Origin of the sequence: Liquorilactobacillus uvarum DSM 19971, assembly GCF_001434935.1 — a bacterium.
Lineage (GTDB): Bacteria > Bacillota > Bacilli > Lactobacillales > Lactobacillaceae > Liquorilactobacillus > Liquorilactobacillus uvarum.
On the sequence record NZ_AZEG01000022.1, the window covers coordinates 14,343 to 29,808 of the forward strand.

Below are 15,466 nucleotides of genomic sequence, written 5' to 3' on the forward strand. Positions count from 1 at the left end.
GGTTAGGAAATTTCTTTTTCGCCCCTTTTTTTTAGTTGGGCCATTTGCTCGACTTGACGTATTGCTTTCCAGAAACGATAGATTAGTGTTGAAATTCCGCCTAGCCAAGCTAGAGGTGCCGATAAACAGATACCTATATAGCCCAAAATGCCAACAAGAATAACCGCTGCGAGTGTTCGCATCAGTAATTCAATTAAACCGGCAACCATAGGAAGCAGGTTATAATTCAATCCCTGTAATGTGAAGCGTAAGATGAATAATCCAGAAAGCAAGATATACCAAGGAGTTACTAATATAAAATATAACCGAATTAGATTTAACAACTTTTCTCCAGGGTTCGAAATGAACAAATAGGTTAACCGACCATTGCTTAAAAGAATAAGCAGTGTAATGATGACACTTATTAGTATGGAAAGTTTAAAGGTTTGTTTTATACCCAACAAAACACGCTGATATTTTTGACCACCGGCATTTTGGGCAACGTAAGTGCCCAAAGCAGTTCCTAAAGCAGACATTGGAAGCATGGATATCTGATCTATTTTTGAAGCAACAGAAAATGCAGCGATAACTTCTGTTCCAAGCTGATTCAAGGAACGCTGAACGAGAATAGAACCGATTGCAATAATTGAAAATTGCAATCCCATGGGTATTCCAGCAGATAGCTGAATTTTGATTTCTTTAAAAGTCAAATGCAGTGGTTTATGCCAATAAAGCAAAGGAACGTGCCTGTAAATATGGTAAACACAAAGAGCTGCAGAAACAAACTGTGCAAAAACAGTTGCGAGAGCAGAACCAGCAATACCCCAGTGGAAAAACAAAATAAACACAAAGTTAAAAATGATATTAATCAGACTTGATATTCCAAGAAATATTAAAGGAGTACGGCTGTTGCCAATTGATCGCAGCATGTTGGACAGAAAATTAAACGTTAGGGAGATTGGAATGCCTGCGAAAATAATACGAATATACGTTTGGGCTGGAACGATGATGTTTGTCGGAGTCCCTAATAATTTTAAAATTTCATCTGCCAGTAAGACACCTAAAAAGGTCAAAGTAATTGCAATAATTGATATTAAAACGGCACTGACTCCAAAGCGCCGATTGACCTGCTGCGGATTCCGCGAGCCAAAGGATGTTGCTACCAACAACCCCATCCCGGCAGTGGCGCCTTGTGCGAATCCAAGTATGAAACTAACCAAGCTTGTCGTACTTCCAATTGCGGCTACGGCGTTTTTACCCATTAACTGACCAACAATCATAATATCAGAAAAATTATAAAGTTGTTGCAGTAAGCCGCTTAAGAGAATCGGCCACCCAAAGTTAAGGATAATTTTCCAAGGTTTACCTACAGTTAAAATTGTTGTTTCCTCCCATAAAAAATGTATTTAATGAATTGCAGGCATACTTTTTTTAAGACAAGTTAGTTTGGATTATTTAATGGCACCTTCAGTAACACTGGTCATAACTTGTTTTTGTAAAAGTAAGAAAAGTACAATAATTGGAATCATTGATAAAACTAAACCGGCTAAAGCAAGCTGCCATTCACTATTGGTTTCGCCAAAGAAAGAGTACATTTTAAGTGGAATGGTATACATTCCATTTTTATTGATGACCAGAGAAGGAAGAAGATAATCATTCCATATTTTCATCGAGTTCAAGATGATAACGGTACCAGTCATTGGGCTTACAGCAGGAAAAATAACATAAACAAATGTTTTAAACGGATAAGCGCCATCCAGTGCTGCTGCTTCATCTAAACTTTTTGATACGCCCTGAAAAGCTCCATAATAAAGGATAATAGATAGACTGACTGACAATCCAGTGTTCATAATAATCAAACTAGTTCTGTTTAAAAAATCAACTTTCCCAAAAAGAGACAACAAAGGGACCATTATGGATTGAAATGGAATCAGCATCGTTCCTGCACAAATGTAATAGATGATTGAACTAAAGGGACCCGTCACACGTGAAATAGCGTATGCAGCAGCTGCAGAGATAATTGTAATTAAGATTACACTGCCTACTGTAACTAGCAGTGAATTGAAGAAGCTGTGAGCAAAATCCAATGCTTGAAAAGCAGTTTTAAAATTAGCCAAAGAAAAATCTTTAGTGAACCATAGCGGATTTTGAAATACTCCTCGTTTTCCCTTCATTGAATTAATAAACACGATTGCAAAGGGATACACCCAAAACAAACCAACAATACTAAAAATGATTATGTTGAAATATTTACGAACCTTGCGTTTTGTCATTTTATTTCTCCCTCCGTCTCGAAAGTGCCAGCTGCAGAAATGAAATCAAAGTTACGCAGAGGAAAAGAATAATTCCTGCGGCCTGGGCATATCCTTGCTGAAAATTAACAAAGGCCGTGTTATAAATGTACATGGATATCATTTCTGTTGAACGATAAGGTCCGCCATTTGTTAAAGCAAGATTTTGCTCATAGAGTTTGAAAGAATTGGCCAAAGTTAAAAATAAGCTGATAGTAAAGGCTGGGGCAAGCTGAGGCAATTTAATAAATAGGAGTGTTTGCCATTTATTAGCACCATCAAGGCGCGCAGCTTGAATCGTATTTTGTGGTATGGCATTTAAAAAAGAGACGTAGATCAGCATGATATAACCGCTCATCTGCCAAACAAATAAAATAACGATTCCCCAAAAACCGGTACTTGGATCACTAAGCCAGCCGTTAAAAAAACTGATATTTAAGCTACTGGCAATTGCCTTAAATGCGGATGTAAAAATGAATTGCCAAATAAAACCAAGTAGAATGCCCCCAATTAAATTAGGCATGAAAAAAATAGTACGTAAAGCCTTATTAAAGCGATTATCTGAACTAGTAACAATTAAGGCAAAAGTTAAACCAAACAAATTTATTAATAAAACAGAAACAACCGAAAATTTAACAGTCAGCCACAAACTTTGTAAGAAAATCACATCACGGAAAAGAATTTGATAATTTTTAAGACCGATGAATGAGGCACGCAGACCATTTGAATCGGTAAAAGAATAGTAAATACCAATCAAAAATGGCAGAGCGATAATTAGAACAATGAAAAGTAAAGCTGGTAATACAAATGCCCAATACTGGTGTTTTTTTATAAGCATCTTTTTCACTCCCCACTTTGAATTTCGCGAAGTTGACGGTATTTAGTGGTTATTACTTTCTCTAATTGGTTCCATGAAATATCACGAACAAAGTAGCGTTGGATATAAGGCCCAAGAACTTGTGTTGAAAAGCCGTTTGGATATTGTTTGTGGATGGGAGCACGAGCATTTTTCGAAGCTCCAATTCGATAAATTTCTTTCGATAAATCGTCTGGCAGACGTGAAATATCAAAATTTTTAGTTGCTGGCACAAAGCGCATTTCATTTATGATGACATTCTCAGCCTCTCGCGATGTAAACATCCAATTTACAAAATCTTTTGCGGCCTTTTCTCGTTTAGGGTGGTCATTTGTGACGCCTAAATACCATGATGATCCGGTTAAAAGACGATCGGAGCCGTCATTTTTAACAAAGAATGGAATCATGCCTAAATTTTTTTGGACGAAGCCTTTTTCAATTCCATCAAGAGTAGGGATAATCCAATTTCCTTGGGGAATCATGGCAACTTTACCGTTGTAGAAGAGATCTTGAACAGATGGATCATATTTGACTGATAGGATGGGCTGTACACTATAATTTCTGATTAAGTTATAGTAAGCGTGCATTTGTGAACCATACTTCCAAGGAAAACTGGTACTGTTAAAAGCTTTGACTTGGTCATTATCATAAGCTTGAGAGGTGAACTGTGCTGAGACTGATGCGATTGAGTTAGTATCAGCACCATTGAAGCCAAATACACCGCTTAAACCAAGTTTTTCTTTTTGTGCATCTAATTTTTTTACCGCTTTCACAAAGTCAGTGTAGTTATGAATATTGGCAGCGTTAATTCCGGCTTTAGTAAAAACGGCTTTATTGTAGGACCAGCCATAAGCTTCCAAATCGACAGGGAGTCCCACTAACCGCCCGTTTGATATTCCACCGCTGAGTAAGCTGGGAAGAATAGTTTTAGTCGCTGGGAGACTTTTTAGACTAACTAAATGGTCTTTGTAACGATCTATCTCAGGCAATCCACCTAACATTATAATGTCGGGTGCCTCACCTGAAGCAAATTTAGCTTGAAGTGCGGCAGCACCGCCTCCTTGACCGGAAGTCGTTATTTGAATAGAGACATTGGGATGTTTTTTGGTGTACATTTTTGCTAGTTTCTGATATTGGGTGCTGATTTCCGGTTTCTGATTAAAAAAATTAAGCGTTATTTTATTACTGTTACTTTGCTGTGAATTAGAACTACAACCTGTCATGAAAAATAATGGTAATATCAGCGCAAATAGTATTGCTCCGAATTTGCGATTCTTGTAAAACATTTTATCGCCCCCCTATTCTTCTAGCTTGTCCATAAAGTCAATGAATCATTATAATTCTTATCATAATCTTATAGTGTTATTATGAAACATGAGATAGGCAAAATCAAAGAATACACACAAGGAGGCGATTTTAATGAGTAACATTCAAATTGAGCATTTGTTTAAAAAATATGAAAATGCAGATGAGGATACATTAAAAGATATTAACCTTGAAATTGATGATAAAGAATTTGTTTCAATTATCGGGCCTTCTGGATGCGGCAAGTCAACTTTGCTGCGCTGTTTTGCGGGCCTAGAAAAAATAACCAAGGGAAAAGTTTTAGTGGATGGAGAAAGGTTCGACAATATACCACCGCAAAAAAGACGTATTGCGATGGTTTTTCAGGATTATGCTTTGTATCCACATATGACTGTTTATAACAACATGGCATTTAACTTAAAACTCAGTAAGTTATCAAAAGAAAAAATAGATAAAAAAGTTAAAAAAGCCGCTGAAAGACTGGGGCTATCTGAATTTTTAAAACGGAAACCCGCTCAGCTTTCTGGTGGACAAAGACAAAGAGTTGCTCTGGGGCGTGCAATGGTACGTGACCCGAGAATTTTTTTGATGGACGAGCCACTTTCAAATTTAGATGCAAAATTAAGGGTTTCCACACGGCAGGATATTATTGAAATGCATCGACAGTTAGGTACGGTGACCATTTATGTTACCCATGATCAAGCAGAGGCAATGGCAATGTCTGATAAGATTGTAATAATGAAAGACGGTGTCATTCAACAATTTGGAAGTCCTGATCAGCTTTACGATGAACCACGTAATCTTTTCGTTGCACGTTTTATTGGATCACCAAGCATGAATGTCTTTCATGGCACAATCACTCCTAAAGGCACCTTTACTGTTGGAAAGACAGAGTACAACTTGAATGGAGTAATTGCCAATGATTTGGTTCCTGACAAACCTAGAAAAATTGTTTTAGGTTTTAGGCCTGAGAAAGTGTCGCAAATAGATTTTGTTGAACCAAGTACTGAAACTGATCAAGGTCATAAGGATTTTGTTTTTTCTGCCAAAAAAAATTTGTCAGAATACATGGGATCACATACATTGGTTTATTTAAAAATAAGTGATGGAACAGACATTGTGGTGGAGACAGCTAAAAAGATTGATGATGAAAAAAGTCCGCAAAGTTTATGGATACATGTTCGTGCGGAAAATATTTACATGTTTGACGAGAAAACAGGGTTGAACTTTAGAAATTCTAATTGATGGAGATAGTTAAGAGAAGGGAATTAGCTAAAATGGTCTTCCAAACTAGGATAAAATCTGAGATAGGCAAATTAAAAGTAGTACTTTTAAAAAGACCTGGAAAAGAAATTGAAAATATTACTCCTGCAACGATGCATGAGTTACTCTTTGACGACATACCATATTTATCAGAGGCTCAAAGGGAACATGATAAGTTTGCGGAAGTGCTGCGTCAAAATAAGGTAAAAGTTTTATATTTAGACGACTTGCTAGCAGAGACACTTAAAAACAAAGCAATAAAAAATACTTTTTTGAAAGACCTTATTACATGTTCAGGTTTTACTAGAGGGGCAACTTACGATGCTTTAAAAGATTATTTAGGCAATTTAGAAACGCAAAATATGGTTTCAAAAATTATGGAAGGTGTGCGAAAAGAAGTTTTCGGAAAAACATTAAAAAATCTGCGAAGTTTTCCGGAAATTGACAACACTCCTTTTATTATGGCACCAATGCCCAATTTGTATTTCACGCGCGATTTAGCTTCTATTATCGGAAAGGGAGCTAGTATCAGCAGCATGACTTTTAAAGCAAGACAAAGAGAGACACTTTTTATTGAATATATCCTGAAAAGTCATCCGTTGTTTTCTAATCAGACTATCCCTTATTGGCATCGCCGAGATGATATCACAAAGATTGAAGGAGGCGATGTTCTGGTCCTGAACAATCATGTGGTGGCAGTAGGTATTTCAGAGCGGACATCTGTTGAAGCGATCGAGAATTTAGCAAGCAATTTATTTAAAAATGATTCAGGATATGATACGGTCATTGCTATTAAAATTCCAAATAATCATGCTATGATGCATTTAGATACGGTTTTTACAATGGTAAACTATGATCAATTCACAGTGTATCCTGACATTATGCAGGAACATCGAAAAATGGATATTTGGACCCTGCATCCATCTTCTGAGGGAATTGAGTATAAAAAGCATTCAGATTTGCAGCAAGTCTTGAAAGATTGTCTAGGATTGGATGAAATTGATTTAATATACACTGGGAAGGGTGATCCTGTAGCTGCTATGCGTGAGCAATGGAACGATGGCAGCAATACATTAACAATTGCTCCTGGCGAAGTTGTAACATATAATCGCAATTACGTGTCTAATGAATTACTTCGGGAACATGGTATAAAAGTTCACGAGATTCCTTCAAGTGAGTTGTCACGTGGTCGTGGAGGTCCACGCTGTATGTCGATGCCGCTTTTGCGTGCCGATTTATGATGATATAAAGGGTTGAAATTTGAAATGTTAGTGTGCAGTGAAAATATTTCACTTCGAACGTTAACCGCAAATTATGAGCATAGTCTGTATTTGAACTACGGGTAATTGTGTGTAAAGGCTTAACTATTAGAGTAATATAAAGCTAAATAAGGGAGCTGGAGCAAAAATTTAATTTTGATCCAGCTCCCTTATTGATTTCAGATAGAAATTTTCTATAAAACAAATTTTTTTATAATTGCGATATGCACAGTATGTTTTCTTGCCATGGATATCGTGTTTAAGTGTTAGTGCTCAAATTTTACCGATTTATATTATATTTCCCTTTTTCAAGCCGTTTTGGTTTTTTCTCACTAAAGTCGATTTTAAAAAGACGGAACCTGTTTTCGGCTAAAATAACAAGTGAGTCAATAGATATATTTTAGCTAGGGGCTATCTTTGTTTTCAGATGTTCTAAGATTAATTTCACTTAGCTTGAGAGATTATCCAGTAATTGTCTTTGTTATGTTCTTTGAGATATTTTTGGAATTCTTTCGAGTGGTAGGCTTTTTTTAGAGCAATAGCCCATTTTTTATTGACGTTTTCTTTATTGGTCGCGGCGACAAGCTGATATTCTGTTCGGACTGTTTCTGGAAACAGTATTTTACGTGTTGAAATTTTAGCGCTGTAAGCAACTGATCCGGGCAGAATGACGTAGTCAAAGTCCTTGACTGAGCGCGGAATGGTAGAAGAATCTAACTCAGTAATACGTAAATTATATTTATTTGAAGCAATATCTTTGCTAGTTGCCGTAATTGGGTCGGTGCCATCCTTTAATGTTATCCAACCGGCTTTAACTAATAGATTATAAGCACGTGCAGTGTTGGCTGGATCATTTGGAATAGCAATTCTATCCCCTGAACTGACTGTTTTCAATGTTTTTTTGTTAGCAGGATAAATACCTGTTGGAACAGTTGGAATTTTTGTTATTGCAGCTAGTTTTGCTTTCTTTTCTTGGTTGAAGTTTTTCAAATAAGCAGTGTGTTGATCAACATTCAGATCGATTTGGTTATCACTTAGTGCAATATCTGCATTAAGCAGGTTATTGAACGTTTTATTAGTAACTTTATAACCTTCTTTTTCTAAAATAGGTTTGATACCCTTTAAAAATAATTCACTATATGGTCCTGGAGAGCTACCTAATCTAATAGTTTGTTTTGTTTCATTTGTTGGTGTTGACTTACGTCCGAATGATAAAAATCCAACGATAAACAAAAGAAAGACAATAATTGCTGTGATAACGATAAACTTTATCTTTTTCTTTTTCATAACTAAATCACCTCAAGGTATATTTTTTAATTTTTTACTACAATCAACAACAAGTTTTCCATTTTTACAATTGATAAATGAGACCTAAAAAAAACTCACGACACAACTGAATTAGGTTGTATCGTGAGACGAATAATCGCTGTACCACTCACGTTTTTATACGTTTACTAACAGATGATGTCACTTGATAAACGCCGGCAGCTATAACGGGCTTTCCCGGACCAAGCTCACATTTTTGGATACATGTTCGCACGATCGTAACTTCAAGACCATCTTCCTTGTTACCACATCATCAGGCTTTCACCATCCCCTGACTCTCTTTTAAGACATATTAACAAGTACTCATCTTTTCACAGTTTATTTAGTAATGACAATATAACAAAACAATTTATACAATGTCAACACCAAAACGTCATTTATAGTTAATTAAATTGTTATCTTTTTAATCATTTATTAATCTGTAGTAAAAGCAAGGTTCGCTGCTTTTGTAGATTATTTTGCTTAATTAAGCTTGTCTAAATATTGATCAAACAAAGGAGCTTAATTGACAAAATTTAAATTTAGAGATAATTAATAATGTTTCAAACATTTGCATATCAGCAATAAAAATAGAATATAGAGCAAGCGCTGTAGAAAATAAAAGTTGTGTTAAAATAAAAAAGCGTTGACCTTTTAATTGAATTGTCATATCATTCTAATAAAGATAGTTTTGCGTAGAAGAGAAGAGTAGGCCGGTAAGTGTGATAGAAGCGACTGCTGATAGTGTGAGGGCAGATCATTAAAATTGGCTGAAGATGAGCTCTGAGCTGTCAGCAGGTGTAATAGAACGCTTGTTGACCGGTTGCAACCGATAAAGTGCTAAGTATTTCCCAATACAAGTGGGAATGCTGATAGAGTTATTGCTTGTGATGTTACGAAGCAATTTGAATTTTGGGTGGTAACACGAATTATATTCGTCCCTTCTGTACCAGTTAGGTGCAGAGGGGACTTTTTATTTTATTTTTAAAATTGGAGGCTTTGAGGATGAAAAAACAAAATGAAAGAATATCATTATTGGTTTTGAACTTGATGCCGAATAAATTAGAAACAGAAAATCAGCTGAACAATGTTTTTAGTGGCAATAACAAGTATCTTGAAAAAACATATTGCTATCCGGGAACACATCAATTTAAATCAATACAACCTAAAGAAGTTCAAGAACGTTACTACAGATTTGATGAGCTGAAAGATAACAGTTATGATGGACTGATTATCACAGGAGCGCCAGTTGAACATATTCCCTTTCAAGAAGTGGATTACTGGGAGGAATTTTGTGAAATAATTGACTGGTCAAAGCAGCATTGCAAAAAAGTTTTGTTTCTCTGCTGGGCTGCTCAGGCAGGTATGTATTATGTTGCCAAAGTCCCCAAGAAGGTTTGTTTTGAAAAAAAATTTGGCATTTATAAGTTGAATGTTCAATATGCAGATCATGAGTTACTCGATGGAATGGGTGAGAATATCTGGATGCCGTTTTCAAGATATTCGACAACTGATAAGCGAGACTTAAGTGATGATAGATTTAATTTAATTGCCGATTCACCAGATGTTGGGCCAGTGATTGTTGAAACTAAAGATCAGAAATTTACATTTGTAACAGGTCATCCTGAATATGAAACTAAAATGTTGGATAAGGAGTATTGGAGAGATATAAATAAAGGGAAAAAAATAAAAAAACCGGCAAATTATTATGCCGGTCAGAATAATAGAATAATAAACACTTGGACAATTCATAGCCAACGGCTTTTCAGCAACTGGCTTAAAGGCGTCAAAAATTTTAAGGCTTAGTCCTTTTTATATGGCGTTAGACGCAATTTGCTGGATAAGTACTCTCCTAGGTACACATCGCTGATATCAGCGAATCCTCTTTTTTGAACTTCTGTGTTCAGCCATTCTACATCTTTATCGATCAATTCAAGTACGTCGATGTTTGGCTGACCATCTACTATGATGGGGTAACGAATGCTTTCATCACCGTATTCAATAACGACAAGTTGACCATTCTGCTCAAGAAGTCCGCTTTTTACTTTGCTAACTTCATAGATTCCGTGTGCTCTTAAACGAAACATCAATTCACTTGCAGACACGCCTCTCTTTAGACATTCATTTACATCGACCTGCCCGTTTCTTATCAATACTCTGGGCTTGCCATCGATAATATTTTTTATGTACCGATTATGCTCTTTGGAAAACTTCACAAGCAGAACAAGCAATGTCCATATTAGGAGAACCATAACAAACTGTAGAATAGTGATGTCATTATTATATATTACTCCTCCGATGATACCACCAAGGACGTAGTTCTGGACTTGATCCATAGCAGTAATTGGAGCAAGATTTCCTTTTCCCAGGAGATTGATTTGAAAAACCAAGCATAATATTCCTAAAGCAAATTTAATAATTATTGGGCTATATAGTTCCATTTTTCCTCCTAATGATCCTCAATTAATATTTTTTTGTTCATAAGATGCGTCTTAGTTAAAGTATAATTGGACTGATCTGAACTTAAATTAGCCCGATAATATGAATTCTTGATTTTTACAACGATACCATCGGTTAATTGAGTGGAGTTGACCAAAACATCTGAAGAACGAAGATGTTTATCTTTAGCAAGATTTTCAATGAAAGTAACCATTTGTGAAGATTGCGAATGACGACTTTCACTCTGAATATAGTCTGAGTATTGTAAGCCTAGCGTGAATAAGAGGAGCAGTAATACAATGATGCTCAAATCACGATATTTTGTTTGAATTCTGTGGCGCCAATATAATGTGCTAACAATAAAGAGTACCAGTACCAGTACAAAAGTCACAATATATTTTATTAGATCATTTAGTTGAAGCTGGTTCTCAATGTAATTTATCCCAAAAAATGTCATATTTCCTCCAGTGTTTAAATTTAAATACATCATCTCTTTCATTATACTATTTGAAATATTCATTTTAAAATGAAAAGATTTTTTTGCTGTGAAAATATGAGAATATATACTTAAAAAATATCCAAAAAATGAAAACCTATGTATACTCAAACATAAAACAATTCAAGTGCTAAATATTTTAAAAAAATTTAATAGTTTAAAAGATTGTGTTAAAATATAGCAGTCAATGTTTTATGAAAAAAACAGACTATTTCGAAAAAAATGTAAGTAGTTATATTTTTTTCATAGTAGTTTGAATTTAGAGGAGCGATTTTCATGAGTGAGCAAAAAATACATTATAAGATGTATAAAAAAGGCAAAAATTGGATTTTTGCAGCTCTCACTGTAAGTTCGATTAGTTTAGGAATTTTAGGAACAGTTGGACATATTAAAGCTGCGAGTCCGGAGACCAATGCTGACGCAACTATAAGTCAAAAAAATAATGAAATAAGTAAGACTAGTCAAAGTTCTATTGAATCAGATGGAACAGGTGTATCATCGACTAGCAGTAAATCAGTTGTAAGTGAAAGTATGGAAAAGAATAGCGAGCAGAGTGTTGAAACCTCAAGTGCTGAAAAGGTATCTAGTTCTGGTATTTCTAAGGACAATACATATAGTGATGCAAATGCTGCCAGAAGCAGTTCTTCAAGTTCGCAAAGCAGTTCTTCAAGTTCGCAAAGCAGTTCTTCAAGTTCGCAAAGCAGTTCTTCAAGTTCGCAAAGCAGTTCTTCAGCTGAAGAAAGTAATACTGGAAGCAAAGAGGCAAGTTCAGAGACTAGTAATGTGACCTCAAGTTTAAAAACGGAACAGCAGACGACTGATAACACAACAACGGATGTTCAGGGGGGACATTATGTTAATAACAATGATACTTGGACATATATTGATCAAAATGGAAATTTACTTAAAGGATTAAAAAAAGTTGATGGAAATACTCAATATTTTAATCTCGAAACAGGAGCCCAGATTAAGGGTGAGTACGTTTCTGTTAATAGCAAGATGTACTATTTTGATAAAAATAGCGGGAATGCAACAGCATATACGTTAGAAAGCAATGGTGTGATAAAGGCGTATACAGCTGAGGGCAATGAAGTTAATTCAGGCTTCTTTACCGATCAGGATGGAAATAAGTATTATTTTACAGATTCTGGTCAGTATGCAGTTGGAGTGAAAGAGATTGATGGAAATACCTACAATTTTGATCAAAATGGACATTTATTGAAAAATGTTACAGAAACGATTAACGGTACACTATATTATTTCAATGCTGAGGATGGTAAAGGAGAAAAATTACCTGAGAAAGTGCTGCAAGACACTTCCTCTGCAAAAGAGGTTGAGGAATATGCAGCTCACAACACAGCTGCGACCTATGATGAAAATAGTTTTGAAAATGTAAATGGATATATTAATGCTGATTCTTGGTATCGCCCAAACTATGTTTTTCAAAATGGCCAAAATTGGGTGGCATCAACACAGAATGATTTTCGGCCGATTTTAATGGCCTGATGGCCTAGCAAGAGTGTGCAGGCTGATTATCTAAATTATATGAAAAATAAAGGTTTAATTAAAACGGACCATCAGTTTTCAAACAAAGATAGTTCATTAATGCTGAATGATGCAGTTGAACAAGCTCAGACAGCGATGGAGCACGCCATCACAGTTGCGGGAAATACTAATTGGTTGCGAACAATAATGTCTGCTTTTGTTAAAGAAGAGTCAATCTGGAATTCATCTTCGGAAGACGTTAAATATGATGGGCTCCAGTTTCAAGGTGGCTTTTTAGCTTATCAGAATAGTAATTTGACTCCATGGGCGAATTCAAAATATAGGCTTATAGGGTACATACCAACATATGTCGATAAAATAGGTGGTAAGGGTTCAGAATTCTTATTGGCCAATGACATCGATAATTCAAACCCTGTTGTGCAGGCAGAACAGCTAAACTGGCTTTATTACTTAACTAATTTCGGTTCAATTACAGCTAATGATGACCAAGCAAATTTTGATGGAATTCGAATTGATGCAGTAGATAATGTTGATGCCGATCTTTTAAATATAGCTGGGGATTACTTTAATGCTGCTTATGGACTTAATAGTAATGATGCAACTGCTAATAAACATCTTTCTATTTTGGAAGATTGGAGTGGCTATGATGCGACTTATGTTTCAGAACATGGTTCTCAACAACTTACAATTGATAATAATACTGTGAGTCAGATTCAATATTCATTGGCTAAAGCAGCTGGAAAAAATGATAAAATGGCACGTTTTATCCAATGGTATTTGATAAATAGGAGCAAAGATAATACTGAGAATCAGGCAATTCCGAATATAACCTTTGTGAGAGCTCACGATGCACAAGTCCAAGCTGATATTGGACAGGCGGTACATGATGCAACAGGTGCAGATTCTAATAATTTCACATGGGATCAGTTGGCAGAAGGTCTGAAACTTTATTATGCTGATCAGGCGGAAACTGTAAAAAAATATAATCGTTATAACATTCCGAGCTCATACGCAATGATATTAACTAACAAAGATACTGTACCACGAGTGTATTATGGAGATATGTACACGGATGGCGGACAATATATGGAAAAGGAATCTGTTTATTATCAGACGATTGAAAATCTGCTTAAAACACGAGTAAAGTATGTTTCAGGTGGACAGACAATGGCCGTCGATCAACATGACATATTGACAAGCGTTCGTTTTGGCAATGGAGCAATGAATGTTAGCGACAAAGGAAATTCTGAAACAAGAACGCAAGGTTTAGGAGTCATCATTGGTAATGATTCTTCTCTTAAATTATCTGGCGGTGAAAGAGTTGTCTTACACATGGGAGCGGCACATAAGAATCAAGCTTATAGAGCTGCTGTTTTAACGACTGATGACGGTATTCGAAATTACACGAGTGATGCAAATGCTCCACTTGCATATACGGATGCAAACGGAGATCTGATTTTTACAAACGATGATTTAATTGTTGATGGGAAAATTGAGTTAAATACAAATATTCATGGAGTAGCTAATCCACAGGTTTTAGGTTATTTAGCGGTATGGGTTCCTGTAGGTGCAACTGAAAATCAAGATGCAAGGACTGAAGCAAGTGTATCTTCAGCAACAGATGGAAAAGTTTTCCATTCCAATGCAGCGCTTGATTCAAATGTTATTTATGAAGGCTTTTCTAATTTTCAGTCAATACCTACAACTCATTCCGAAAATACAAATGTCTTGATTTCGCAAAATATTAACAAATTTAAATCATGGGGTATTACAAGCTTTGAATTAGCGCCACAATATCGTTCATCTACAGACCATACTTTTTTGGACTCTACAATTTATAATGGGTATGCTTTCACTGATCGTTATGACCTTGGTTTTGGTACGCCAACAAAGTATGGAACAGTTGATGATTTAAGAACTGCAATCAAAGCTTTGCATCAGGCGGGAATACAAGCAATTGCCGATTGGGTTCCAGATCAGCTTTATACTTTACCAGGCAAGGAAACTGTCACAGTAACACGTACTGATGAGCATGGATATCCATATTCGGATTCAGAAATTAAAAATACTTTGTATGTAGCGAACACAGTCGGTGGTGGAGAGTATCAGGCAAAATATGGCGGTGAATTTTTGTCACTGTTGAAACAGAAGTATCCAGAATTATTTAGTGAGCTACAAGCCTCAACTGGGGAACCGATTGATGCAAGCACTAAGATAAAAAGTTGGTCTGCAAAATGTTTAAATGGAACTAATGTTCTTGGACGTGGAGCAGATTATGTTTTGAAAAGTTCAGATACTGATAAGTATTTTTTTGTAGGGGATGATCAAAATATTTTCCTACCACAGGTCCTAGTTGCAAGTAGGGATCAGCAGAAATATGCTGCAGGTGATAAATCGCAAAATCGATTTTTTGTTGAAAAGTACAGTAACAACAAGTGGTATCTAATAGATCCGATAACGGGTGAAAAGCAAACTGGTTTTCAATATCTGACAGATCAGAATAAAACGGTTTATTATAATAACGCGGGTCAGATGCAGTATGGACAGCAGCGGATAAATGGGCACTGGTATTTATTTGATGGCAATACTGGTGCAATGCAGACAAGTTTTCAGTACATTAAAAATCAGAAAAAAACCGTTTATTATAATAATTCCGGTCAAATGCAGTATGGACAGCAGCGGATAAATGGGCACTGGTATTTATTCGATGGCAACACTGGCGCAATGCAGACAGGCTTCAAGTATATTAAAAATCAGGAAAAAACCG

General features: G+C 35.9%; 12 protein-coding genes and 1 other annotated feature. Of the genes, 5 read left to right on the forward strand and 7 right to left on the reverse strand.

What is annotated here, in order from left to right; translation table 11 throughout:
• Positions 1-2 precede the first annotated feature (2 nt).
• The 4 genes from FD20_RS09495 to FD20_RS09510 are packed head-to-tail and all read right to left on the reverse strand — an operon-like array spanning position 3 to position 4,412.
• Entirely contained in the window at positions 3-1,385 is a 1,383-nt protein-coding gene (locus FD20_RS09495; RefSeq protein ID WP_083489107.1) for an MATE family efflux transporter, read from the reverse strand.
• Between the two features lie 45 nt (positions 1,386-1,430).
• Positions 1,431-2,252: a carbohydrate ABC transporter permease gene (locus FD20_RS09500; RefSeq protein ID WP_057738033.1), complete on the reverse strand. Its 822-nt coding sequence runs from the start codon at positions 2,250-2,252 to the stop codon at positions 1,431-1,433.
• Position 2,253: 1 nt separating this feature from the next.
• On the reverse strand, positions 2,254-3,108 hold the full coding sequence (locus FD20_RS09505) for a carbohydrate ABC transporter permease (RefSeq protein WP_057738035.1): 855 nt from the start codon (positions 3,106-3,108) through the stop codon (positions 2,254-2,256).
• 5 nt (positions 3,109-3,113) lie between these two features.
• Positions 3,114-4,412: an ABC transporter substrate-binding protein gene (locus tag FD20_RS09510; RefSeq protein WP_057738037.1), complete on the reverse strand. Its 1,299-nt coding sequence runs from the start codon at positions 4,410-4,412 to the stop codon at positions 3,114-3,116.
• A 133-nt stretch (positions 4,413-4,545) separates the two neighbouring features.
• Here FD20_RS09510 and FD20_RS09515 point away from each other — a divergent pair, with 133 nt between their 5' ends.
• Entirely contained in the window at positions 4,546-5,676 is a 1,131-nt protein-coding gene (locus FD20_RS09515; protein ID WP_057738039.1) for an ABC transporter ATP-binding protein, read from the forward strand.
• Positions 5,677-5,708: 32 nt separating this feature from the next.
• Positions 5,709-6,935, forward strand: coding sequence for an arginine deiminase (gene arcA / locus FD20_RS09520; RefSeq protein WP_057738041.1), 1,227 nt, complete (start codon positions 5,709-5,711; stop codon positions 6,933-6,935).
• Between the two features lie 462 nt (positions 6,936-7,397).
• On the opposite strand, the gene FD20_RS09525 is transcribed toward arcA, so the two are convergent.
• Positions 7,398-8,240, reverse strand: coding sequence for a MetQ/NlpA family ABC transporter substrate-binding protein (locus tag FD20_RS09525; protein WP_057738043.1), 843 nt, complete (start codon positions 8,238-8,240; stop codon positions 7,398-7,400).
• Between the two features lie 121 nt (positions 8,241-8,361).
• Positions 8,362-8,603 (reverse strand) — a binding site (T-box leader).
• Between the two features lie 660 nt (positions 8,604-9,263).
• Between FD20_RS09525 and FD20_RS09530 the strand changes: the two genes are divergently transcribed.
• On the forward strand, positions 9,264-10,064 hold the full coding sequence (locus tag FD20_RS09530; protein ID WP_057738045.1) for a homoserine O-acetyltransferase/O-succinyltransferase family protein: 801 nt from the start codon (positions 9,264-9,266) through the stop codon (positions 10,062-10,064).
• Here FD20_RS09530 and FD20_RS09535 read toward each other — a convergent pair.
• Complete coding sequence (locus FD20_RS09535) at positions 10,061-10,699, reverse strand: DUF421 domain-containing protein (RefSeq protein ID WP_057738047.1); 639 nt, start codon at positions 10,697-10,699, stop codon at positions 10,061-10,063. The two genes, FD20_RS09530 and FD20_RS09535, sit on opposite strands and share 4 nt — an antisense overlap.
• Positions 10,700-10,707: 8 nt before the next feature.
• Positions 10,708-11,154 (reverse strand): DUF3290 domain-containing protein, encoded by a 447-nt coding sequence (locus FD20_RS09540; RefSeq protein WP_057738049.1) that lies wholly within the window; start codon positions 11,152-11,154, stop codon positions 10,708-10,710.
• Positions 11,155-11,469: 315 nt separating this feature from the next.
• Between FD20_RS09540 and FD20_RS09545 the strand changes: the two genes are divergently transcribed.
• Positions 11,470-12,699, forward strand: a complete 1,230-nt coding sequence (locus FD20_RS09545; protein ID WP_057738051.1) for a KxYKxGKxW signal peptide domain-containing protein — start codon at positions 11,470-11,472, stop codon at positions 12,697-12,699.
• 39 nt (positions 12,700-12,738) lie between these two features.
• Positions 12,739-15,466: glycoside hydrolase family 70 protein (locus FD20_RS09550; RefSeq protein WP_275453077.1), on the forward strand; the 2,728-nt coding region annotated here is incomplete at its 3' end.

Excerpts from the sequence above, each read along its gene's own strand:
- FD20_RS09510 (WP_057738037.1), bottom strand. The coding sequence starts at position 4,412 with ATGTTTTACAAGAATCGCAAATTCGGAGCAATACTATTTGCGCTGATA.
- FD20_RS09515 (WP_057738039.1), top strand. The coding sequence starts at position 4,546 with ATGAGTAACATTCAAATTGAGCATTTGTTTAAAAAATATGAAAATGCA.
- FD20_RS09505 (WP_057738035.1), bottom strand. The coding sequence starts at position 3,108 with ATGCTTATAAAAAAACACCAGTATTGGGCATTTGTATTACCAGCTTTA.
- FD20_RS09500 (WP_057738033.1), bottom strand. The coding sequence starts at position 2,252 with ATGACAAAACGCAAGGTTCGTAAATATTTCAACATAATCATTTTTAGT.
- FD20_RS09530 (WP_057738045.1), top strand. The coding sequence starts at position 9,264 with ATGAAAAAACAAAATGAAAGAATATCATTATTGGTTTTGAACTTGATG.
- FD20_RS09525 (WP_057738043.1), bottom strand. The coding sequence starts at position 8,240 with ATGAAAAAGAAAAAGATAAAGTTTATCGTTATCACAGCAATTATTGTC.
- arcA (WP_057738041.1), top strand. The coding sequence starts at position 5,709 with ATGGTCTTCCAAACTAGGATAAAATCTGAGATAGGCAAATTAAAAGTA.
- FD20_RS09540 (WP_057738049.1), bottom strand. The coding sequence starts at position 11,154 with ATGACATTTTTTGGGATAAATTACATTGAGAACCAGCTTCAACTAAAT.
- FD20_RS09535 (WP_057738047.1), bottom strand. The coding sequence starts at position 10,699 with ATGGAACTATATAGCCCAATAATTATTAAATTTGCTTTAGGAATATTA.
- FD20_RS09545 (WP_057738051.1), top strand. The coding sequence starts at position 11,470 with ATGAGTGAGCAAAAAATACATTATAAGATGTATAAAAAAGGCAAAAAT.